The sequence below is a fragment of the Streptomyces sp. NPDC002573 genome (assembly GCF_042889625.1).
GTDB lineage: Bacteria > Actinomycetota > Actinomycetes > Streptomycetales > Streptomycetaceae > Streptomyces > Streptomyces gibsoniae.
In genome coordinates, this window is sequence record NZ_JBIARC010000092.1 from 1 (window position 1) to 21,926 (window position 21,926).

General features: G+C 67.6%; 18 protein-coding genes and 3 pseudogenes. 6 read left to right on the plus strand and 15 right to left on the minus strand.

What is annotated here, in order from left to right:
• The first annotated feature begins 150 nt into the window (after positions 1-150).
• Positions 151-381, plus strand: a complete 231-nt coding sequence (locus tag ACFYX0_RS41370) for a hypothetical protein (protein ID WP_355925014.1) — start codon at positions 151-153, stop codon at positions 379-381.
• Between the two features lie 146 nt (positions 382-527).
• On the opposite strand, the gene ACFYX0_RS41375 is transcribed toward ACFYX0_RS41370, so the two are convergent.
• The 3 genes from ACFYX0_RS41375 to ACFYX0_RS41385 all read right to left on the minus strand — a co-directional run bounded on the left by ACFYX0_RS41375 (position 528) and on the right by ACFYX0_RS41385 (position 4,363).
• Entirely contained in the window at positions 528-1,247 is a 720-nt protein-coding gene (locus tag ACFYX0_RS41375; RefSeq protein WP_311698567.1) for a hypothetical protein, read from the minus strand.
• Positions 1,248-1,380: 133 nt separating this feature from the next.
• Positions 1,381-2,961, minus strand: coding sequence for an aldehyde dehydrogenase (NADP(+)) (locus ACFYX0_RS41380; protein WP_388979406.1), 1,581 nt, complete (start codon positions 2,959-2,961; stop codon positions 1,381-1,383).
• Between the two features lie 586 nt (positions 2,962-3,547).
• Positions 3,548-4,363: an alpha/beta fold hydrolase gene (locus ACFYX0_RS41385; RefSeq protein WP_388979409.1), complete on the minus strand. Its 816-nt coding sequence runs from the start codon at positions 4,361-4,363 to the stop codon at positions 3,548-3,550.
• 194 nt (positions 4,364-4,557) lie between these two features.
• On the opposite strand from ACFYX0_RS41385, the gene ACFYX0_RS41390 reads away from it, so the two are divergent.
• From ACFYX0_RS41390 to ACFYX0_RS41410, 5 genes and pseudogenes are all read left to right on the plus strand, one after another.
• Entirely contained in the window at positions 4,558-5,061 is a 504-nt protein-coding gene (locus ACFYX0_RS41390) for a MarR family transcriptional regulator (RefSeq protein ID WP_311698548.1), read from the plus strand.
• Positions 5,062-5,601: 540 nt separating this feature from the next.
• Complete coding sequence (locus ACFYX0_RS41395) at positions 5,602-6,330, plus strand: flavin reductase family protein (RefSeq protein WP_311698563.1); 729 nt, start codon at positions 5,602-5,604, stop codon at positions 6,328-6,330.
• Positions 6,331-7,247: 917 nt separating this feature from the next.
• Positions 7,248-7,833 (plus strand): annotated as a pseudogene (locus ACFYX0_RS41400) (IS607 family transposase).
• Complete coding sequence (gene tnpB / locus ACFYX0_RS41405; protein WP_388979412.1) at positions 7,830-9,335, plus strand: IS607 family element RNA-guided endonuclease TnpB; 1,506 nt, start codon at positions 7,830-7,832, stop codon at positions 9,333-9,335. Before ACFYX0_RS41400 ends, tnpB begins: the two are co-directional and overlap by 4 nt.
• 90 nt (positions 9,336-9,425) lie before the next feature.
• Positions 9,426-9,644, plus strand: a complete 219-nt coding sequence (locus ACFYX0_RS41410) for a hypothetical protein (protein WP_311698561.1) — start codon at positions 9,426-9,428, stop codon at positions 9,642-9,644.
• A gap of 80 nt (positions 9,645-9,724) precedes the next feature.
• Here ACFYX0_RS41410 and ACFYX0_RS41415 read toward each other — a convergent pair.
• The 12 genes and pseudogenes from ACFYX0_RS41415 to ACFYX0_RS41470 all read right to left on the minus strand — a co-directional run.
• Positions 9,725-9,820, minus strand: a pseudogene (locus ACFYX0_RS41415) ((2Fe-2S)-binding protein); the annotation flags it as partial.
• A gap of 530 nt (positions 9,821-10,350) precedes the next feature.
• Positions 10,351-11,622, minus strand: a complete 1,272-nt coding sequence (locus ACFYX0_RS41420; protein WP_311698581.1) for a cysteine desulfurase — start codon at positions 11,620-11,622, stop codon at positions 10,351-10,353.
• Positions 11,623-12,158: 536 nt separating this feature from the next.
• A pseudogene (locus tag ACFYX0_RS41425) lies at positions 12,159-12,446 on the minus strand (alpha/beta fold hydrolase); the annotation flags it as partial.
• A 200-nt stretch (positions 12,447-12,646) separates the two neighbouring features.
• A complete protein-coding gene (locus tag ACFYX0_RS41430; protein WP_311698559.1) occupies positions 12,647-13,504 on the minus strand; it encodes an MBL fold metallo-hydrolase in 858 nt (285 codons plus the stop codon).
• Between the two features lie 32 nt (positions 13,505-13,536).
• Complete coding sequence (locus tag ACFYX0_RS41435; protein ID WP_311698558.1) at positions 13,537-14,460, minus strand: alpha/beta hydrolase; 924 nt, start codon at positions 14,458-14,460, stop codon at positions 13,537-13,539.
• Positions 14,461-14,598: 138 nt separating this feature from the next.
• Complete coding sequence (locus tag ACFYX0_RS41440; RefSeq protein WP_311698557.1) at positions 14,599-15,411, minus strand: alpha/beta hydrolase; 813 nt, start codon at positions 15,409-15,411, stop codon at positions 14,599-14,601.
• Positions 15,408-15,893, minus strand: coding sequence for a hypothetical protein (locus ACFYX0_RS41445; RefSeq protein ID WP_311698556.1), 486 nt, complete (start codon positions 15,891-15,893; stop codon positions 15,408-15,410). The genes ACFYX0_RS41440 and ACFYX0_RS41445 overlap by 4 nt, the downstream gene beginning before the upstream one ends.
• A 173-nt stretch (positions 15,894-16,066) precedes the next feature.
• Positions 16,067-16,993 (minus strand): hypothetical protein, encoded by a 927-nt coding sequence (locus tag ACFYX0_RS41450; RefSeq protein ID WP_311698555.1) that lies wholly within the window; start codon positions 16,991-16,993, stop codon positions 16,067-16,069.
• Between the two features lie 849 nt (positions 16,994-17,842).
• Positions 17,843-18,049 (minus strand): hypothetical protein, encoded by a 207-nt coding sequence (locus tag ACFYX0_RS41455; protein WP_311698554.1) that lies wholly within the window; start codon positions 18,047-18,049, stop codon positions 17,843-17,845.
• 172 nt (positions 18,050-18,221) lie between these two features.
• Positions 18,222-19,703, minus strand: coding sequence for an aldehyde dehydrogenase (locus ACFYX0_RS41460; protein ID WP_311698553.1), 1,482 nt, complete (start codon positions 19,701-19,703; stop codon positions 18,222-18,224).
• A gap of 40 nt (positions 19,704-19,743) precedes the next feature.
• Entirely contained in the window at positions 19,744-20,841 is a 1,098-nt protein-coding gene (locus ACFYX0_RS41465) for an NAD(P)-dependent alcohol dehydrogenase (protein ID WP_311698552.1), read from the minus strand.
• A 110-nt stretch (positions 20,842-20,951) separates the two neighbouring features.
• Positions 20,952-21,926, minus strand: a 975-nt coding sequence (locus tag ACFYX0_RS41470; protein WP_388979415.1) for an IS3 family transposase, incomplete at its 5' end; no start/stop codon positions are given.

Consider the following 21,926-nt stretch of genomic DNA (forward strand, 5'->3'; position numbering starts at 1 on the left):
GCGTCAACGTCCTCTGGGCTCTTCTGCGCGATGACCGGTGCTACGAGCTGACGCCACCGACCCCGCTCGCGGCTTGACAAACGGCATTAGGAATCGGTGAGAATGCTCAGACTTCGTTGCGACGGATCAGCGGGGGAGCAGGAGACGAAGATGCGGGACGACCTGCAGATCCTTGCGGCCCTCGGCATTGACCCCGCCCGCCTGGACCGGGCGCCCGAGGGGCCCGGCCGCCATTCCGGATACCAGGCCCGGATCACCCGGCGCCCCTGCTCCCGCTGCGGCACACCGGCCGTCGCCACCTGCCGCCGCACGATTCCGGGACCGGGCCGGCGATGGCAGGACTCCTGCCGCGACTGCATGGTGGCCTCATGCCGGCTCTGACTCCGGGCCGCTACCACCTGCTCCTTACGACCGGCGGCCGACCGGTACTGCACGGCTGGTGGTGGAGTGAGGATGTGGCCCGCGACAAGTTCCGTGCTTGGGTCGGCCTGTACGACGGCAGGACGGACCCGATGTGCTCGTCGTGCTCAGGTGAACCGAACGTTGCTTACGTCGATGGAGACCATTGTCTGGGCCAGGATCGCGCGGTGGTCAGCGTCGCGGCGGTAGGCCCGGCGTTTGGTGGGCAGGCGGATGCCGTCCACTTCCACGGTGTCGTAGACGTACTGTGCCGCGGCAAAACCGCCTGCGATGTCGACGTGATAGTCATGCCGGCGTAGCAGATGGTCAGGGCCGAAGTAGAAGTCCTGTTGCGTGCTGTGGCTGGCGATGTTGGACGGGAAAGTGGCGCGCAGTCCACGCCAGAGTTCCTCTCCTTCCCGCCACGGTTCGATTTCTGCGACGGTGACGCCGGGCATCGCCAGCAGGAAGGGTGTGGTGAGATACGTCCACAGCGCGTATCCGTTGAAGTAGGCGCGGTCCAGCGGGTCCCAGGGAGTGTTGAGGTCGTGGCCTGCGAACGACTGACGCGGTTCCTGGCGTTCGGCCACTACGCGTCCGTCGAGCTTTTCGATGGTGACCCTGTCGGCCGTGAAGTCGGTCTTCTGGTCGGGCGCGCCGAAGGGCAGCACGGAGGCATGCTCCTTGTGCAGCCAGACGGTCATCTCTCGGGGGGCGGGGTCCTGCGGCAGGCCCTTGATGACGAACAAGTCGCCACTGGTGACGATGGTGGCGCGGACCATGGTCAGTTCTTTCCAACGGCCGATCCCGCCATGGGCGTCGAGAACCTGTGCGAGCAATGTGGTCATGTCGTCTCCTGTTCGATGGTGTCTGGTGGTGGTGTCGAGAACGCATCGTCGGCGATCTGCTGGTGGAATGGGCGGATCAGGGCCCGGCGCCGGGCGGCCTTGCCGGGCCGGGCTTTGCCCGCTTCGGGTGTCGTCAGTCGCGGGTGAGTTCGCCATCGACGAGTCGCCACAGGTGCAGGGGATTGGCCTGGCGCAGCGGCTCGGGAAGAAGCGCGTCGGGGAAGTTCTGGTAGGTGACGGGGCGCAGGAAGCGTTCGATCGCGCTCATTCCGACGGAGGTGAAGCGGCTGTCGGAGGTGGCCGGGAAGGGGCCTGTGTGGACGGATGCGTAGGTTACTTCCTGCGGTATGGGAAGGGCGTTGACCAGAATGCGGCCGGTGCGGCGTTCCAGGATCGGCAGGAGTTGTGCGGCGGCGGGGTGGTCGGGCGTCTCGGCGTGGAGCGTGGCTGTCAGCTGACCACGGAACGCACGGGCTGTTCGGAGTAGTTGCTCCAGCCCGTTCAGCCTGACCAGCAACATGAAAGGGCCGAAGACTTCGTCACGCAAAGTGGGTTCGGCCAGCAGTTGGTCACCGGTGATCTCGTACAGCAGGGACTGGCCGTCACCATCGCGGGTCGGGGCCTGTCCTGCGCCGATCAGAGTGGCGCCCGTCTCCTGTGCCCGCTCGGTATTGCGGGTGTAGGCGTCGCGGATGCCGGGCGTGAGCATGGTTCGCGCGGCTACCTTTTCGACCCCGGCCCGGGCGGCGTCGCGCAGTTCCTCGTAGCCGGGTCCGTCGATGGCCAGGAGGATGGCGGGCTTGAGGCAGGCCTGCCCGACGTTGTACTGCGCGCGCTGGACGAGGCCGGCACCGATCTCCGCGCCCCGTACCGCCAGCGCGGCGGGCAGGACGAAGGTCGGGTTGACGCTGGTCATCTCCGTGAACACGGGAATGGGGTCGGGGCGTTGCTGGGCCCGTCGGAAGAGGGCCATGCCGCCGGCCTCGGAGCCGGTGAAGGTGACCGCACGGACCAGCGGGTGGTCCACCAGTTGCTCGCCGATCTCGTTGCCCGCGCCCCGGATCAGGGAGAAGACGCCTTCGTGCAGACCTGCTTCGGCGATGGCCTGCCGTATGGCGCGGCCCTGTATCTCGGAAGCGCCCGGGTGGGCGTTGTGCGCCTTCAGGACGACGGGGCAGCCCGCGGCCAGCGCCGAGGCGGTGTCCCCGCCGACGACGGAGTAGGAGATGGGGAAGTTGCTCGCGCCGAAGATCACCACCAGCCCCAGGGCAACCTTCTGCAGCCGGTGGTCCATGCGCGGTGCGGGCTGCCGGTCCGCCTGGGCGGGGTCGATGGCTGCCTGGAGGAACCGGCCCTGGCGGACGACTGTGGCGAACTTGCGGAAGGTCGAAGCGGCCCAGAGGGTCTCGCCCTCGAGTTGGGTGGCGGGCAGGCCGGTCTCCAGTGAGGTGCGTGCGGCGAGTTCGTCCTTGACCGCTTCGAGCTTGTCCGCGACCAGGTCGAGGAACGCGCCTCGTTCGGCGAGGCCGGTGTGGCTGTAGCTGTCGAAGGCCTCGTCGGCCAGGCGGAGGGCGCGGTCGACCTCTTCTTGGCCGCCGAAGGCGAATTCAGGCTCGAGGAACTCTCCGGTAGTGGGGTTCAGGGCCCGCATGGTGCCTGTGGTGGCGGACACACGCGCCGCTCCTATCAGCAGTTCTCCGGTCAGTGCTGTCATGCTGGGGCTTCCTTGAATGATCTGTGGCCGTGCGTGAGCGGCGGTGCCGTGAGGCTGTCAGTGGTGAAGAAGGTTTGAGTGTGGGCGGTAGCGCCCAGCTCGTGCGCGGAGCGCATCATCTCCGGGCGGCAGGCCGCAGCGGCATCGCGCACGAGCGTGACGTGGTGGCCGGGCTCCATGGCGAAGCGGCTGGTCGACTTGGTGCAGGCGGTGGTCCCGCTGGCCTGCGGGGCGAGTGGGCTCCGGCATGGCGAGCGGGCGATGGGAGGTACGTCGCTGTTGCCAGTGGCAAGGCCGGTGAACCGCCGGGTGAACCTCTGCGGAAACCGACGCCGGTCGGGCGGACACGACCGGAAGGTACCGACAGCCCGGAGAGGCCGCGAGGGTTGTCGTCGAGAGGGGTGCGTACATGAATGGCACGACGGCCCCCATGTATGGAGTGTCCGTGTGACGTGCTCCCGGCCCGGGGCCTGCAAGAGGCAGGTGATGCCGTGCCGTGCTTCTGCAGCGCGTCACGGACTGCTTGTGTGTACGAGACGGGCGTCCACGCCGACGCGGTCGACGGAACGGCGCCTCTGACGGAAAGTCAGTTCTTCTGCCACCAGTCGGTGACGGCCCTGGCGTAGTCGTCCGCGGCTTCCTCCCAGATGAAGTGGCCTGCGTCGATGATGTTGAGCTTGCTGTTGGGCAGACGTTCGTGCAGGTACTCGGCATTGGCCACCGGCACCACCGGGTCCTTGCGGCCGTTGATGATCTGGACCGGTGTCTCGATGGTGGGCAGCAGATCACCCAGGATGGGCAGCTCGGTGCGATATGCCTGGACGTAAGGTATCTGGTCGACAAATCGCTGGCCGACATAGGACGCGAGGTAGTCCTCGCGCACCTCCTGCGGCAGCTCGTAGCCCTCGATCTTGTCGACCGCGACGGTCACGATGACCTTGGGGTTGATGGCCCGGTACGGGGCCAGGTCCTCGGCGTGCACCCAGTCGTGCAGGGGGCTGCCCAGCTGTAGCGGGACTGCCATCCCGCCGCTGCCCACGACCGCGCTGCGGAACCGGTCCGGGTGCTGCGCCGCGGCGAACAGCACCGCGCTGGTGCCGATGTCCGGGCCCACGATGTGGGGCTTTGCCAGCCCGAACTCGTCGGCGAGTCGCACGATGAATTCGCTCATCGCCTTGGGCGAGAGCAGGTCCTCCCGGAGCTCGGAGTGCCCGAAGCCCGGCAGGTCCACCGCGATCAGGTGAGCGCGCTCGGCCAACCGGGACCAGGTCGCGTCGAAGGCGTACAGGCTCTCCGGCCACGGACTCAGAAGCAGCGCCTCGCAATCACGGGGTTCGTCGCTCTCGGCGTACCGAATGGACAACCCGTCGATCGTCCGGAACCGGGTCTTGATCTCACTCATGTTCTTCTCCTTCAGATGTGGGCTGACGTGGTCGATCGGCCGTCCGAGGCGTTCCCGGACGGGGCGACGTCGAGAAACCTAGCGGGCGTTTCCCTCGTGTACAAGTAAATAGAGGGCCATGGACTGGTGCTCGTGATGATGCAATGATGGCGGGAGCAAGCCCAGCCAACGACGAAGGGACGAGGAAACGAGCAATGAGTGATGACAACCCGGCCGAGCCCAGCACCCCCAGCGAGCCGCAACTGCTGGACGACTACATCTGCTTCACGCTGTACGCGGCTTCCCGTGCGATCACCAGCGCCTACCGGCCGCTGCTCGACCCCCTCGGCCTGACCTACCCCCAGTACCTGGTCCTGGTCGCCCTCGGGGAGCACGGCACCACGACCGTGAAAGACCTGGTCGCCATCCTGCAGCTGGACTACGGAACCGTCACCCCCCTGATCAAACGCCTCGAGGCGAACGGCCTGCTCACACGGCAGCGCCGGACCGGCGACGAACGCGTGGTCGAAGTCGCGCTCACGGAGGAGGGGATCGCCCTGCACCGGCACATCCAGAGCATCCCGCCCGCCATCGGCGAGGCCATCGGACTCACCCCCGCCGAGTTCACCACCACCCGGGACCTCGTCCGGCGCATGACGGCCAACGTCCACCGCCACATCGGCCGGAACCGGACCGCCCCATCGTCAACGGACACGTGATTCCCCACCGCCAGGTCTGCACACGTAGTCCGTACTCCGCAAACCGATCACGGCAGGTTCTTCAGTAGCCGTCGACCGGCAGGCGCCCGAAAACCCGTGCCCTGTCACGACAAATATCGCGCGGTTGCTACTCGCCGCGATTGATGCCCTGCCGGTGCCGGCGGGCAGCCGACAGCCCGGAGCTGCGCCACGCGCCGACCTCGCCGCCGAACACCTGCCGCACCGCCAGGGCGCCAACGACAACGGCGAATACAGCGACCGGCGTGGCCCGGCGCTGAGTTGAGCCACGCCCCGACACCGGGCCTTGCGGGGTCGGCGGTAAGACCCAGAGGCCGGCCGGGGACCCCGCCCTTCTTCGGCCTCCTGGCTCCCCTTCCTTGTGCGACATAGACAAAATGCCTACGCTTATGTCGTAGGGGGGGGTTCGATGCGGGACGCCGACCTCCGGCCGGGCCACCGCACGAGTCGTTTCCTCTGGCCATGCCCATACCGCGCGTGGCGCTGTTTATATGCCACGCCTCGATAGAAGGAAGATCTGCGGTGATCATTGATTCTGCGGACCTCGACGCCACTCACGCGTACAAACTGCTGATCGGAAGCATCATTCCGCGCGCCATGGCGTGGGTCAGCACGGTATCGAGCGAGGGCGTTGCCAATCTCGCGCCCATCTCGTTCTTCACCGCTGTCGGGCGGAAACCGCCCATGATCTCGCTGAGTCTGCAGCCGAAGGAAGACGGGATCACGCTCAAGGACACCTTTGTCAACATCCGTGACACCGGTGAGTTCGTCCATAATCTCGTGACGTTGCCGCAGGCGGACGCCATGCACGCGTCGGCGTTTGCGTTCGGCGCGGACATGGATGAGTTCGAGGAGCTCGGACTGGAGAAGGAACCGTCGCAGGTGGTGCGCGCGCCCAGGGTCAAGGAGGCGCCGATCTCCTTCGAGTGCGTCGTTGACCGCATCATCCCCGTCGGTGACGGTGGCGCCGATCATGTGGTGTGGGGCAGGATCGTGCGCTTCCACGTCAGGGACGACCTGTATCTGGAGCGTGGGCGGATCGACACCGCCGCGCTGCCGGCCATAGGACGGCTCGCCGCCGAATACACCCTGGTCGACAACGTCTTCACCACGCCGCTCGAGGAGGACCTGCTCGCAGACCGGCGCGGCCGCCGGATGCAGCGCCTGGACGGAAAGCCGGACGGTTGGTCCCCCCTCGAGACCAGCGAATGGTCCCCCTCGGGTGCGACGACGTCCGCCCCCGGGAAGTGATCATGAGCAATGAGGGCGGAGCTGATCGGGACCACCGATGTGAGCTTCCGCCGACAGGACGAGGGCGATATCGCTATTCCACGGCTGGATGGCCAGCAGACTCGGACCACCGGACTGCCGGACTGGATGCCTGCGAAACGGCGTTGTCGGATGCCTGCTCCGCATCGGTGACCGGCATCCGTATCGGCGAAAGGTGTCGCGTGCGGGCGTTGCCGATACGTTGACGGGGCCCGCGGGAGTTGAAGCAGTCGTCGAACCCACGTAGAGCATGAAGCATGTTCGCTGGTTGCGGATGGGGGTGCGGTCCAGCAGTTCGCAGGCGTGTCTGCACCCACCGTTCCATGATCGAGTTCATGAGCGGCAGCCGCGCGCCGCTGGGTACTGCCTCGGTCCCTGCATTGTTGAGCCCGGTGTCCAAAGGGGCTGAAACCCCCGTCCCGGCCCCGGATCAGGAACCTGGCCCCGGCTCGACGTTGCCGTCGTCGGGGTGCAGGGACCACCCTGGTCCAGCTGTCGTCTCGGTCGTCGAAGTACGCCGGGAGGGCCGTTCGGGTGCGCCCGGAGGCGCTCTTGGTCACGGTAGAGGCGGACGTCGTTGTTGTCGAACGGCGTTTGATGGCAGGCGAGTTGACTTGTCCGGAGCGCGGCGGGGTGCCGGCTCCGTGGGGCTGGGGGCGGCCGCGTCGGCTGCGCGGGCCGTCCAGGGTGGTTCGGATGCGTCCGCGGCGAGCCCGCTGCACGTCCTGCGGGGCTACGCATGTCCTGCTGGAGGCATCTGCCCTGGTCAGACGGGCGGATCTGGCCGTGGTGATCGGGTCCGGGCTGGAGCTGGCAGCGGCGGGGTGGGATGGGGGGATGACAACTGCTGCGTGGTTCATCAGTAAATCCCAGTCTTTCTCAACTGTTATCTTGATCTTGTGCAGCTTTCCGAGTGGGCGGCGCGCAACGGCGTGCACTACCAGACCGCGTGGGCGTGGGCGAAAGAGGGCCGTATGCCGGTTCCGGTGCGCCAGACGCCGTCCGGTGCGTGGCTGGTCGACGAGCCCCCTGCGGAGATGTCCGGCCGCGTCGGGCGTACTGCCGGGTCTCGTCGGCGGACCAGAAGCCGGACCTTGATCGGCAGGTGGCCCGCGTGGTCCAGGGGCCATTGGTCTGGGCCTGCCGGTTGCGGAGGTCGTGACGCAGGTCGGTTCGGGGCTGAACGGATGTCGGCGCAAGCTGCACCGGGTTCTGTCCGACCCGTCCGCCGCTGTGATCGTGGTCGAGCACCGTGACTTGACCGGCTGGCCCGGTTCGGCGTCGAGCACCTCGAAGCCGTACTGTCGGCGGGCGGCCGGCGCCTGGTCGTCCTCGACTCTGATGAGATGACCGACGACCTGGTGCGGGACATCACCGAGGTGCTTACATCGATGTGTGATGCGTGCGCGCCTGTATGGGCGGCGGGCGGCGAAGGACCGGGCCGCCCGTGCAGTGGCCCTGGCGATGGGGGAGGCCGCCGAATGAAGAGGTTCCAGCCGCAGCCCGGGTTCGTGGTGCAGGCGTACCGGTTCGCGCTGGACCCGAACGCTTCCCAGGAGGCCGCGTTGCGCTCCCACTGCGGTGCGGCCCGCGCGGCGTACAACTGGGCTGTCGGCTGGGTGACCGCCTCCTGGTGGCAGCGTACGGCTGAGGAGACGTACGGCGTTGCCGAGGTGGAGCTGACCGAGTGGCGGCCGTGGTCGCTGCCGTCGCTGCGAAAGGCGTTCAACGAGGCCAAGAAGACTGACTCGCGCTTTGCCCAATGGTGGGAGGAGAATTCCAAGGAGGCGTACTCCACCGGCCTGGCGAACGCGTCGGCCGCGTTCGACAACTACGCGAAGTCGAAGAACGGCAAGCGGCGCGGCAAGCGAATGGGTGCGCCGCGGTTCAAGTCGAAGCGGAAGGCACGCCTTGCCTGCCGGTTCACTACCGGCACCATCCGTGTGGAAGCTGACGGCCGACACGTCACGCTGCCGAGGCTGGGCACGATCCGCAGCCACGAGCCCACCGCCAGCCTCCTGATCCGGGTGCAGGCCGGGACGGCACGCATCCTGTCCGCGACCGTCCGGCACGAGCGCGGACGCTGGTTCGCCTCGTTCCAGGCCGAGGTGAAGCAGGACCTCAAACGCGTCACGCGCCCGGACGTGGCGGTCGGCATCGACCTCGGGGTGAAGACCCTCGCGGTGATGGCCGACTCGACGGGCGAGATCCGCACCGTGCCCAACCCCCGGCACTACGACGGTGCGCTGACGCTGCTGCGCCGCGCCTCCCGGACGGTGTCCCGACGCCAGGGCCCCGACCGCCGCACCGGTCGCAAGCCGTCGAAGCGGTGGGAGAAAGCCAACTCTGCCCTGGGTCAGTTGCAGCACCGCGTCGCGAACCTCCGCACGGACGCCCTGAACAAGCTCACCACCGCCGTGGCGGCCGAATACGGCACCGTCGTGGTCGAGGACCTCAACGTCGCCGGCATGCTCCGCAACCGGCGCCTGGCCCGCCAGATCGCCGACGCCGGATTCGGGGAGATCCGCCGCCAACTCGACTACAAGACCCGCCAGCGCCACGCCACCCACATCATCGTGGCCGACCGCTGGTATCCCTCGTCCAAGACTTGTTCCGGGTGCGGCGCGGTGAAAGCCAAGCTGCCGCTGCACGTCCGGACCTACGAATGCGACGTCTGCGGCCTGGTCCTCGACCGGGACGACAATGCCGCACTCAACCTCGCCGCTCTCGCAGCGGCCAGTACCACCGGTACCGGAGTGGCCGGAGACCGGGACATCCCACAGGCGGTGTCGAAGCCTCGTGGAGCCGACCGTAAGACCCGCGCCACCCGCCCCCGTCGCAAGACGGGGCGGGGCGGGCAGGTGGCGCAACCCTGCCGCACCAGCGGCGGGCAAAAGCGAGAGACCGTCCTCAAGCCGAAGCCCTCACGCTTTGGTGATGTGATGGACCTTCCGGGCCGAAATGCCTGGAATGCTGAGAGCCGCTGAGGCTCTGAGCAACGGCATCGGCGGATCGTGGAACGCTCGGCAGGCCAATCTCGACGGTGCTGGTCACGGCGGGCCGGGCGGGTGGTTGCGGTGTTCGCCTCTCTTCTGGTGGCTCTGGCCGACGATCCTTCGGTGGTGCTGCCGGCGCCCGCGGCGCCCGTGGTCGGCGACGCGGGCGCGGCGGTGGTCGGGTTCGCCGCGGCGGCCAGGTCCCGGTTGTCCATGTCCTTCGCGCCCACCTGGCGGCTGGCGTCGGCGGCCTGCCACGGGCGGATGCTGGCGCCGGGCTGGCCACCACCCGTCATCTGAAGTCGATCAACACGAGTTGGCCCTGACGGGCGGTGGTGGGATGGTCCTCTGCTCGGCTTCCACGGCGAGGCCCGCTGGCAGGCGTCGAGGAGGGTGGTGCGGTGATCGACGGACAGCGTGTGCTTCTCACCGTTGATGTGCAACGTAATGGCACTGGTCGTGGAGGGCATGAACATCTTCTTTTCGCCTTCGTGATCTGGTCCCAGGCAGGCATCATCCGGGCGACCCGCGCCACCGTGCCCCACGCCTGGCGCCGCCACCCGCACCTGATGCTCGACGCCTTCCGCGCCGAACGCGCCCACCACCTGCCCGAACGCCCACTCACCCGCACACAGTTCGAGCGGACCCTGATCGCCGTCGACTGCCGCCAAGTAGAGTGCGGCGAGGAGGAATGACGGCCTCAGCCGCGGCTGGTGATGCAGCCATTGGCAGGTCGGCCGGGATGGACCTTGACGTCGCGAAGACCTATCGCTTCCCGTGGCACCCGAGAGAGAGTGCTGTCCGGCTCGTTCTTGCTCGTCGTCCGCCCCCATGAGGGGCGGAGTCGCGGCGGCGGCGCCGGCCGGGCCTGGTCCCGGCTGTTCTCGGCCTCGATCAGCATGCAGGTCGACGCTGGGACACCGGTGAAGACGCTACCGACTTCCGCGTCCGTCGCCGCCGTGCGACGCCGCGGCGACGTCGCGCTTCGTGAGCCTTCCGGCCCCGGTCAGCCGAAGAAACGGCGTACGTGGTCGAGTCCGTCGATCAGGGCGTCCACCTCTGCCGGTGTCGAGTACAGGTAGAACGACGCCCGCGTGGTCGCCGGAATTCCGTACCGCAGGCAGACCGGCCGCGCGCAGTGGTGCCCGACCCGGACCGCGATCCCCTGCTCGTCGAGCACCTGCCCCACGTCGTGGGGGTGAATTTCGCCGAGGGTGAAGGAGATCGAGGAGCTGCGGTCGACCGCGGTCGCCGGGCCGATGATCTTCAACTCGGGGACCTCGAGCAGGCGGTTCACCGCGTACTCGGTGAGGGCGTGCTCATGGGCTGCGACGGCGTCCATGCCGACTGCCGACAGGTAGTCGATGGCCGTGCCGAGACCGATCGCCTGAGCGATCGGCGGAGTGCCCGCCTCGAACTTGCGCGGCACCGGAGCGTACGTCGACGAGGTCATGGTGACGGTCTCGATCATCTCGCCGCCGCCCAGGAACGGCGGGAGTGCCTCAAGCAGCTCATGTCGGCCCCACAGCACACCGATACCGGTCGGCGCCAGCATCTTGTGGCCGGTGAAGGCGACGAAGTCGGCACCCAGCTGCTGGACGTCCAGCGCCAGGTGCGGGGCGGCCTGCGAAGCATCGATCACCACCAGGGCACCCACATCGTGCGCCCGGCGCACGATCGCCTCCACCGGATTGACCGTGCCCAGAATGTTGGAAACCAGCACGAACGAGATGACCTTCGTCTTCTCGGTGATGGTCTGCTCGATCGTCGACAGGTCCAGCCGGCCGTCATCGGTCAGCCCGAACCACTTCAGCTTCGCGCCGGTGCGCTGCGAGAGCAGCTGCCACGGCACGATGTTGGAGTGATGCTCCATCTCCGTGATCACGATCTCGGAATCAGCGTCCACCCGGTAGGACCCATCCGCCCAGCCGAGCACGTTCGCGACCAGGTTCAGCGACTCCGAGGCGTTCTTGGTGAAGATCACCTCGTCCCGACTCGGCGCGTTGACGAACGCCGCAACCTTGTCGCGCGCACCTTCGTAGAGCGCCGTGGCCTCCTCCGCCAGAACGTGGACACCGCGGTGCACATTGGCGTTGTGGTGCTCGTGGTAGGAACTGAGCGCGTCCAGCACTTGTCGCGGCTTCTGCGAGGTCGCCGCGTTGTCCAGGTAGATCAGGGGCTTGCCGTCATGCAGCACACGCGCAAGGACCGGGAAGTCCTCCCGGATGGTCTCCGTGTCCAGCAGACCGTTCAGCTGCCCCTGCGACGGGCTGGGAATGATCGTCACTCGTCAGGACCGCCCTTCACCCACGGGGCCTTGCTGCGGACAGTGGTGGTGGTGCTGCATCGGGCGTTGTCCACCTGGACGCCAGGGTCGTCGGCCGGGACCTGCGTGGCGCACGCCGGCTCCGGCGGGCCGGACGAAGGCCCTGAGGCACGGGCAGGGATCCTGGCAGCGGGGCCGGGTGCGGCGACAGTGCCGGCGAGTCGGATGCGGCGCCGCCGGGACTGGCCGCTGGCGGTGTCGGCAGGAGGCATGGATCGGGTCCGTTCGATCGGATGACTTCGGACACGGTGCGGGTCTGGTGACTCTGGGTGCCTTAACGGCGCGGCAGGTTTCCGGCCTAAGGCCCCCACATCGACAGATGCAAATAGCATACGCATATGTCTCTAGATGTCACGAATACAAGTGGTCCACGGCGCACTGAGCAGGATGCGGTGGCGTAGACGAACGCTGTTGTTGCGCTGCGGCCGAGGGCAGCTGCCCGGCGCGGCCGGGGCGCGCCGCCTCACGCAAAGCGAGCAGGCGAGCACCGCGCTCTTCTCGCCCAGCACGTCGACCAACCCGATGACGTCGCCTGCGAGATGGAGGAGGCCGGACGCGTCGACATCTTCCGGCTGCTCGCTGCGCGCACAGCCACGCTGGTCAAGGACGACGCCCCGACAGACCGCTGCGGCCGGCGGGCGGATCTGGTGCCGCCACGAGTACCAGATCTTTGGAAATCCGTGCAGTAGCAGGACCAACGGGCCCTCCCCCAGCTCGGCGGCATGCAGCGTGACGCCGTCGACTGGGACGAACTTGTGTTGGACCGTGTCTGACACGGGACGTCCGGGCTGGAATTCTGCTCTCCACCGACCGCAGGCCAGCCGGGGGAGCAGCCTGCTAACCGTTCGCGTCCGCAGCGGAGGAGGCTGTCGAGCCGGATCCCTTTCCCTTCCGGACCCCGGTCAGCTCAGCAAGTTGAGCAGGGGACGTGCGGTTGGAGCGCGGTGCGGCGCTCCGGGGAGCGCCGCGAGGTGCGTTACCCGGCGGCAGGCTCGCCGATGACCGCGACGACACTGCGCCACAGCGCCTTCGGATTGGCGTACCCAGGGAAGAGCCGCATCATCTCGTCGAAGAACTCCTCGGGCGTGCGGGTGTCCTCCTTGACGAGCCGCTGGAAGGTGTCCAGGTAGGTACGCGTCCGCTGGACGGCGCCTCCGTCGTCGGGCTGCGTCTTGTCCTTGTGGCCGGCCACCGCGTACCGCGGGTCAAGCGCCTCGATGATGTCCAGCGCCCGGTACCACGCCTCGAGTCCACCGTGGCCGGACTCATTGAGGTACTGGTGGCAGTGGTTGTAGACCGAGTCACCGGCGACGAAGAGGCGGATGGACGGCACCCACAGCCCGGTGGTGTCGTCGGTGTCGGTGTGACCGAGTTCGACGGCCTTCAGAAGCTCGCCCTCGAGCTCGATCCCTTCCTCGGGGATGATCTCCGGGTGGACCTCTCCCTCGCAGACTTGGCCCGGGAAACGGGCCTCCCACATCTCGCCGCGGGTCTCCTGCTGCCTCTTCATGCCCGCGGCGACGGTCGCCGTCGCGTACACCTTCGCGCCCGGGAAACGCTCGAGCAGCGCGGGTACGCCGAACCAGTGGTCGCCGTGGCCGTGGGTGATGTAGATCGCGGTCAGGTTCTTCTCGAAAGAGGCGATCCAGTCGCCGATCACCCGGATGTGTTCGTGTGTCCACGGGGTGTCGACGAGAACGGCGTCGCGTTCGCCGGTGATGAGCGTCGACGAGATCGGGGACGCGACCGCCGGGTGGCCGTGCGGCACCGGCGGTGTGCCGTGTTCGGGGGTCGGGTCGGCGACGTGAACGTGAAAGCGAAGGTCAGATGTCATAAGTGGTGGCTCTCGCTTGTGATCGGCGCTGGTCAGTCGGTTACGGCAGGCCGGAGGTGCTGGACGAACCAGTCGGCCGCCCCGCCGCCGGCCGCGTCGAAGTGGTCGACGTACGCGCCGAAGTGGCCGCCTTCGTAGGTGATGAGCTTCTTGGGCTCGCCGGCACGTTCGTATGCGGCCAGGGCCATGTCGGTCGGCGTCATCGTGTCGTGGGTGCCCACGATCATGAGCAGGGGCGTCGGTGCGATGCGGTCGATCCAGATGCCGGGGTCGTACATCTGGGCCTTGAGGGTGGACCGCAGTGTGATCTTGTGGTCGAAGCGCCCGAGTTCATCCATCGGGAACTGATCCTCGTAGGCGATCATCGCGGGGTCCTTGTACACCGACGGCACGTCCGGGTCCGTGGTGACCAGGAGCTGGCGGGCGGCGTCGGCGCCGCGCATCTGCGCGCGTTCGTCGGCGTTGAAGCGGTCCTGGAGCCGCTGTGTCTGCTCGGGGCTGGGGTTGCGGCGCTTGCCTTGTTCGTAGCCGCTGATCGTCGGCACCTGGGCGACGACCGCCTTGATGCGCCGGTCGCTTCCCGCCAGCACCAGCGCGTGGCCCCCGGCGTAGCTGGAGCCGAACAGGCCGATGCGGTCGGGGTCGACGCCGGGCAGGTCCTGGGTGTAGGTGATGACGCGGCGCCAGTCGAGGATCTGCCTCCAGGGGTCGATGTCCTGGCGGGGCCATCCGCCGCTGAGGCCGAAGCTGCGGTGGTCATGGATGATCGACACGAAACCGGCCTCGGCGAAGCGCTCCGCGTAGTGCAGCAGGCCGCCTTCGGCCAGGCCTCCGAAGCCGTGGGCGACGGTGATCGCCGGGGCGGGTGTCGTCAGGCCGGCGCGGCGCAGGACCCAGGCGTGGAGACTGACGCCTCCTTCTACCGGAATCCAGTGTTCTTCGCGCTCGAGCGTCATGGTTGCCCTCTCCTGGACGGGTGCGGTGCGTCGGGATGGAAGTCGCTGGTCCCCCCACGCGTGGTTGAGCCTTCCCAGGGGCGGTCGGCCGTTTCGTGCCGTGCGGCACCCCCTCCGCAGGCCGACCGCCACCGCTTATCAGAGTTTCGTGAGGAACTCTGCGATGACGTGCGCCACCGCCTCCGGGCGCTCCAGATGGGGGCAGTGCCCGGCCCCGCGGACCTCGGCCACGTGGGAGTCGGCGAAGCGGCCGGCGACCTCGGTGCGCAGCATCTCCTCCGGGAAGAAGGTGTCGTCGGTGACGACCACGAGGGTCGGGGCCGTGACCGACGACTGCCGGCGGCCCAGTGGATGCCCGCCGATCCACGAGGCCAGGGACTGGAGGCTGGCGCGTTCGGTCTCCGGCGGGGTGGAGATGACGAAGCGCAGCGTCACGGCGTCGGACGCGCTGACGGCGAGCTGGGCTCGCGAGAGCGCGGTGGTGACGCGGTCGAGCTCGCGCCCGTTCGCCTTGAAGGCCTCCACGACATCGGAAGGGAGCGGGGAGCCCGCCAGCGGTGCAGGGGTCACCAGCACCAGCCCAGCCAGCAGGTCGGGCAGTTGAGCGGCGGCGAGTTCGCCCACGGGACCTCCCATGGACTGCCCGACGACGACGACCCGTTCATGCGGCCGCTTGGCGTGATGGACGACCTCGACGACCTGGGAGGCGAAGTCCTCCAGCAGACCGGCGGTGTCCTCGTCGCGACGAGCGACCTCCTTGCGCTGGACGGAGACGACGCGCCAACCGGCGGCGGCACCGGAACGGGCGAGTTCGTCGATGACCCACTGCCAGCCGAGCGCGCTGTCGCGCCAGCCGTGCGTGAAGACCAGGAGCCCGGCATCGCCGTCGCCCGCTTGAAGGTACTGAATGCCCGACGGGGTGAACGGCCGTTCGAAGGTGTCGTGGGTCATCGGCCTTCGCTCCGGCGGATCGGCCAGACCTCGTCCAGCGAGTCGGAGTCGGTGAAGGTCGCCTCGATGGCCACGATACGCAGCTCCTCGCCGCGGCGGGCGATGACGAAGTGCACGGCGATGCGCTCGATCTCGGACTCGTCCGCGCGCAGACGCGACCAGATGGCGTCAATGGCGCCACCGTGCTTGTTGAAGATCGTCACACGGTTGTCGACGACCACGGTGCGCGTGTATCCGGCCGCCTTCAGGCGGTCGAACGTTGCCTGGAACCAGGCGGTCACGTCCTGCGCCGTGGGGGCGAGGCTGACCGGCCCGCTCTCGTCCCCGACCCAGAGCGGGGCTGTCCAGTAGTCCCCGATGAAGGAGGCGTCGTCCGTCTCCTCCACGGCCGTGACCCATCGAGGCAGGTAGTTGCCGAAGAACCAGTCGGTGATCTCGAGGTACGTCTCGTCGAGCTCGAGCCGGGTAGACGATGGCGTCACTGTCAGGCCTCTCCATGAACGGACGAGCCGGCGGCCGCGGAAGCGACAAGCCGACCACTGCTGAAATAAGTGTAATCAGTTTGCCTATTACGGCAAGATGGGGAACCAGCTCTGCAGAATCGCAGTCCGGCCATCGCAGGTTCCCTTGAGAGACGAGCTGGCTGCACAGGCTCTCAGCCGGCCGTCCGGGCTCGGGTACGGCTGGCCAGCGCGTGCCCGACCGTGAGCGCGCACAGCACCACGAAGACCACGCTCGCCGCTGCCAGCAGCACCCAGGAGAGGGCCTGTCGGCCGGGGATCTGGGTTCCCGCCAGCCACCGGAGAAGGAAGTTGGCACTGGTGGCCATGGGGAAGGAGAAGATCCAGTAACCGAAATGGAAAGCGCGCTGACGCAGATGCGGGAACAGAAAGCCGATCACCACCAGCGTGAACAGCAGCAGGCCTGCGAACCCGTAGCCGATCGTGTCCACCTGGCCGTGGTGGGCGGCGGTCCAGGCCAGACCACCGGTGGCCGGCGGGATGACCAGGATGGTGAGCGTGGGCCGCGCCGGGGCGGGCATGCGGTCGCCGTTGATCAGGAGGCTGCCGAGGATGACCGTCCCGAAGGCCAGCCAGTACAGGATTCCGACGGCGAAGGCTGCCGCCGCCAGTTCCGGCAGGTGCAGGGTCGATGCCGTCGTGCTGGCGATGAAGGGCCCAGAGACCACGGGCAGCGTGTATCCCGGGTGCAGTGGCGCGGAGCCCAGGCCGCCCGTGACCCAATGGGCCAGCAGGCGCGCGGCGATGACGCCCGCCGCCGCGCCGGACAGGATGTAGACCCATCGCGCGCCGTCCAGGCCGAAGCGGGAGAAATGTCCCGCTGTCAGCATGGCGACGATGGGGACGTACGCCAGGGTGAATCCCTGGCCCGGATGCTGCAGGTCGTCCAGGACGTTGCGCCACCGTCCTCCGCCGTGCCACAGGTACCGCCCCAGCAGGACTACCCAGACCAGGCCTGCGGCCACGTACAGAACATCGCTCACCCACAGCGGTGCGGAGATGGTTGCCGACGCGGACTGCCATGCCCCGCCGAGGCCTGCGGTGCCGAGGGACACCGACATCAGGCCGATGCTCTGTGCGCGGGGGCCGGGGGCGGCGGGCCCGCCACTCGCGGGAAACGCTCCCCGCTCCCGGGCATGACGGGGGTTGGGGGCGGCAGGCCCGCCACTCGCAAGCGCAGTGCCCGCCTGCGGTACCCCGGCAGTGGTGTGCCGCAGCGCACCGGGCGTGCCCGCCGCCTCCCGGTCCATCATGTTTGTGTCGACCGGCTCCATTCCGACCTTTCGAGTAAATACGTGCGCGCGAACCGGGCAGCCAGGAGGCCGCACCTATCGACTGCTGCACGAGCAGGACAGCGGACCCGATCCGGCCGCCCGCCGCGATCTTCCGCGGTCGTGGGCCGGGTGAGAGAAAAGGGCCGCACCCTGATTCTGTTTCAGTTTGAATCTGGATCGGGCCGCGTGCCCCAGCTTGGTCAACTCGATCGTTTGGCTCGATCGGTGGGGACTTTCCGCGGCCGGTTGCACTCCTGGCGTTCGGCGGTTGCGTACACGCCGCACAGGGCAGCGAAGCGTTCACCATGCAGGTAGCCCGGATCTTGAATCGCCAAGTGCTGTTCGCCTTAATGGATGCGCCCCAGGCGGCGCTACGCCGGGCAGATTTCGGGATCCGGCAGGGACGAGCCGAGCTTCGTCGTCTCTCCCATCTGAGTCTGGACCAGGCACTGTTGGCCTGCGGCCAACGGCAACGGGAGGGCCGTTGCCTGTCAGGAAGCGGTCACCGTGCCCCCCGGCACCCCGAAGATCAATCCGTCGGCAGGCACCAACTCACCATGCTCATCGTGGGTGGCACATCCGACCCTCAACATCGTCATCCCGAGTAGCAATCAACAACCTCTCGGCGCCGTAGGTTCAGATGGCCGTGTCGGCCAGGGCCTGCCGTGGGGCGGGTCCGTCAGCGGTGGTGTTGATGGTGACGGGGATGTTGCCGCGGGTGGTCTTGGAGTAGGGGTAGGTCTGGTGGGCGGCCTTGGTGAGGACGGTGGCGGTGTCCTGGCCAACGCCGCCGAGGCCGACCACCGTCCCTCGAAGGCGAAGCCGACGGTGATGCTGGTGCACGGCCCAGGTCCTGGACCTGCTGCGCGATGCCGCCGGCCTCCCGCGTCCGGTGGGTGCGCCCGTCAGGTGTCGCACCCACCGGAGTGACACGGACGTCGAGGAGTCATGGGTTCTGCAATGCCCGGCCGGCATCCGGGCCATCGGCCACGGAGAAATCCCGTCCCGACCTGGATCAGATGTCCTCCTGCAGGTAGACGGAGTGCAGGTGCTGGTAGTGCAGCAGGCCTTCGGGCCCCAGCTCACGTCCCATGCCGCTGGTCTTCACCCCGCCGTAGGGCGCACCGAAGTCGGGCAGGTAGTGGTTGATGCCGATGGTGCCGGTCTGCACCTGCTTGGCCACTCGCTGCGCGCGGTCGGGATCGGTTGACCACACGGTTCCGCCCAGACCGAACTGGGAGTCGTTCGCGATCCTGATCGCCTCGTCGTCACCGTCGTAGGCGATGATCGACAGGACTGGGCCGAAGATCTCCTCCTGGGCGATGATCGAGGCATTGTCGACGTTGGCGAAGATGGTCGGCTGGACGAACCAGCCGTGCTCGATGTCCGGTCGTCGGCCGCCCGTCACGAGTGTGGCGCCGTCAGAGATGCCGCGTTCGATGTAGGACTCGACGTTGGCGCGGTGTGCCGCGCTGACCATTGGGCCGATCTGGGTGGCCGGGTCGAGTGCGTCGCCCACGACGGCCCCTTCGGCGAGCGCCTTGTAGAACTCGACGACTTCGGCGTAGCGACGTCGGGGCGCCAGGATGCGGGTGCTGGCGAAGCAGGTCTGCCCGTTGTTCAGCAGTGAGGCGAAGAACAGTGCCTCGGCATTCGACGCGAGGTCCGCGTCGTCGAGGATGAGCGCGGCCGACTTCCCGCCCAGCTCCAGAGTCACAGGACGCAGCAGCTGTCCAGTCCGCCCCGCGATCTCCCTGCCCACGGCCGTGGAGCCGGTGAAGGAGATCTTGTCGACGCCGGGGTGGCCGACCAGGTACGACCCCAGTCTGTCACCACCGGTGAGGATGTTGATCACTCCGGCCGGGATGCCTGCCGCAGCCACCGCCTCCGCCAACAGGGCGAAGTCCAGCTGGGTTTCCGACGACGGTTTGACCACCACGGTGTTGCCGGCGGCCAGCGCGGGAGCCAGCTTGAAGAAGGTCAGGGTCTGCGGGAAGTTCCAGGGCACGATCGCGGCGACGACGCCCAGCGGGGTCCGGTGGACCAGGGACGTTCCACCCAGGACACCGGGGCGGCGTTCCTCGGTGGGCATCTGCTCCACCAGTGCCGCGTAGTAGCGCAGCACACCCGCCGGTACCGCGGCCTCGAAGTTGATGGAGACCGAGTACGGCATGCCGTTCTGTTCGCTGACCCGCTGGGCCATCTCCTCCTTGCGGGCGTCCAGCTGGTCGGCCAGCCGCTGCAGGGCGCGGGCACGCTCCGCCGGCTGCCAGGTGGCCCAGCCGGTGGGGTCGGCGAACGCACGGCGTGCGGCGGCGACCGCCGCGTCGGCATCCTCGAAGGTGCTGACCGGGACCCGTCCGATGACCCGCTCTGTGCTGGCGGACGTCACGGAAATCTCATCCGAGGACGATGGCTTGCGCCACTCTCCACCGATGTACAGGGCGTCGTAGGTCAGGATGTCGTTGCTCGCATTTTCCTGTGGTGTGTCGGTCATGTGCGGGTCTTCCTTGTCCATAGGCATGGGTGTGGCGTGTTCAGAAAACGACAACGGGCTTGAGGGTCGCGCCGCTCTTGCTGTCCTCGAAGGCGGTATTGATCTCCGCGAAGGGATACGACTTGATGAGCCTGTCGAACGGGAACTGACCGTCCTGGTAGAGCGATATCAGGCGCGGAATGAACGTATGCGGGACCATGTCTCCCTCGATGACCATGCTGATCTTGGCGCCCGTGAGGATGGTCAGGCCGATGTCGATGGCCGCTTCGGTGCCCGGCGCGGCCAGACCGACCAGGGCGGCATGGCCGCGCGACCCGAGCGAGTCCACCATGGACCGGAAGACCTCCCGGTTTCCGGTCGCGTCGACGGCGTAGTCCACACCACCGTTCGTTATTTCCTTGATGCGCTCCACCACGTTTTCGCCACGGCTGTTGATCACATGCGTGGCGCCGAGTTCCTTGGCGAGCTCCAACCGGCTGTCGACGATGTCCACGGCGATGATCGGCGAGCAGTTCGCCACCCGGGCGGCAAGGAGGGCGGACATCCCCACCGCGCCGGTTCCGAAGACGACGAAGCTGCTGCCGGCCTCGGGATCGAGGACGTTGAGGACCGCTCCCGCACCGGTCGGGACGCTGCATCCCAAAGGCCCGAGCAGTTCGAGCGGCGCCGTCGGCGGAACCTTCACGACGCTGCACTCGACGACGTTGCTGACCGAGGAGAAGGATGACTGGCCGAAGAAGTGGGAGCCGATCGGCTGTCCGTGGTCGGAGAACGCCGTGGTCCCGTCCGCGCGACGGCCGGAGAAGTTGAGCCCGAAGAACTGCGTGCAGTACGAGGGATGCCCGTTCGCGCACGAGGCGCAGGTTCCGCACGTGGAGAAGCTGAGCAGAACGTGATCACCGGGCTCGACCGTGGTGACACCCGGCCCCACCTTCTCGACCACCCCGGCCCCTTCGTGGCCCAGGACCACGGGCATCGGTGTCGGGTAGACCTCGTCCCGGACGAGGGCGTCCGTGTGGCAGATGCCGGTGGCGACCATCCGCACCTGGACCTCGCCCGGACCAGGCTCCTCAAGATCCAGCTCCTTGACGGCGAGAGGCTTCCCTCTGCCGGTCGCAACCGCTGCGGTGACCTTCATGAATGTGTTCCTTCGTGTGTCGGATTGAGATTGGGGGTGTGTCGGGTGGTGGTGGGCCGGGGCTGGGGTGAGGCGCCCTGCGTTTGTCGGACAGGGATCTGACTGTCATTTCACGCAACGAGCCGAAGTCGCTGATGTTCGGCGTGGACTTCCTGCGGCGGGCGGTAACCCACCGCCGAATGCAGACGTTTGCGATTGTACCAGAATTCGATGTACCGCCGAATATCCTGCCGCGCAACCGTACGCGTGAGGTAACTCACCCGCGAGACACGTTCGTTCTTCAGGGCGCCGAAGAAAGACTCGGCCATGGCATTGTCGAAGCAGATCCCGGTGCGCCCCGCCGATTGCCTGAGTCCGAGGCCCCTGAGGACGTCGGCATACTCGGAGGACATGTAGTTGCTGCCCCGATCCGAGTGGAATATCGCTCCCTTCACAAGCTTTCGGTTCCGGGCCGCGTTGCGGATGGCCTGGGATATCAGCGGGGTTTGATAGTTGTCATCCATCGCGTAACCGATGACTTCCTTGGTGCAGCAGTCAATGACGGTCGCGAGATACAGCCAGCCTTCGCCGGTCTTTATGTAAGTGATGTCGCCGACCAGCTTCTCGCCGGGTGCCTCGGCCGTGAAGTCGCGGCCGACCAGATCCGGCACGGCGCCCGCCGCGGCCCGGGTCAACGACCAGCGCTTGGGCTTCGGCTGGCAGGGCACCAGGCCCAGGCCGCGCATGAGCTGACGCACCAGCTCCAGGCCGGCGGTCACGCCCCAGCGGGCCACCTGGGCGTGCACGCGCCGGTAGCCGTACGTGCTATCGGACATCTCGAATGCTTTCTTGATGAGCAATTTCAGCTCTTCGCGCCGCTGGGCCGTCGCCGAATCGGGCCGGGCGCGCCAGTCGTAGTAGCCGGACTTAGATACGCCGAGTCGCTCACACATGAACTCGACGGGATAGGCGTACTCCTCGGTGTCGAGTCGCATCGTTTCGATGAACTCATACTTGCTGGCTACCGGGGATCCCTTGCGAAGTACGCTGCGGCTTTTTTCAGGAAGGCGTTCTCCATCTCGAGTTCGCGAACTCGGCGTTCCGCC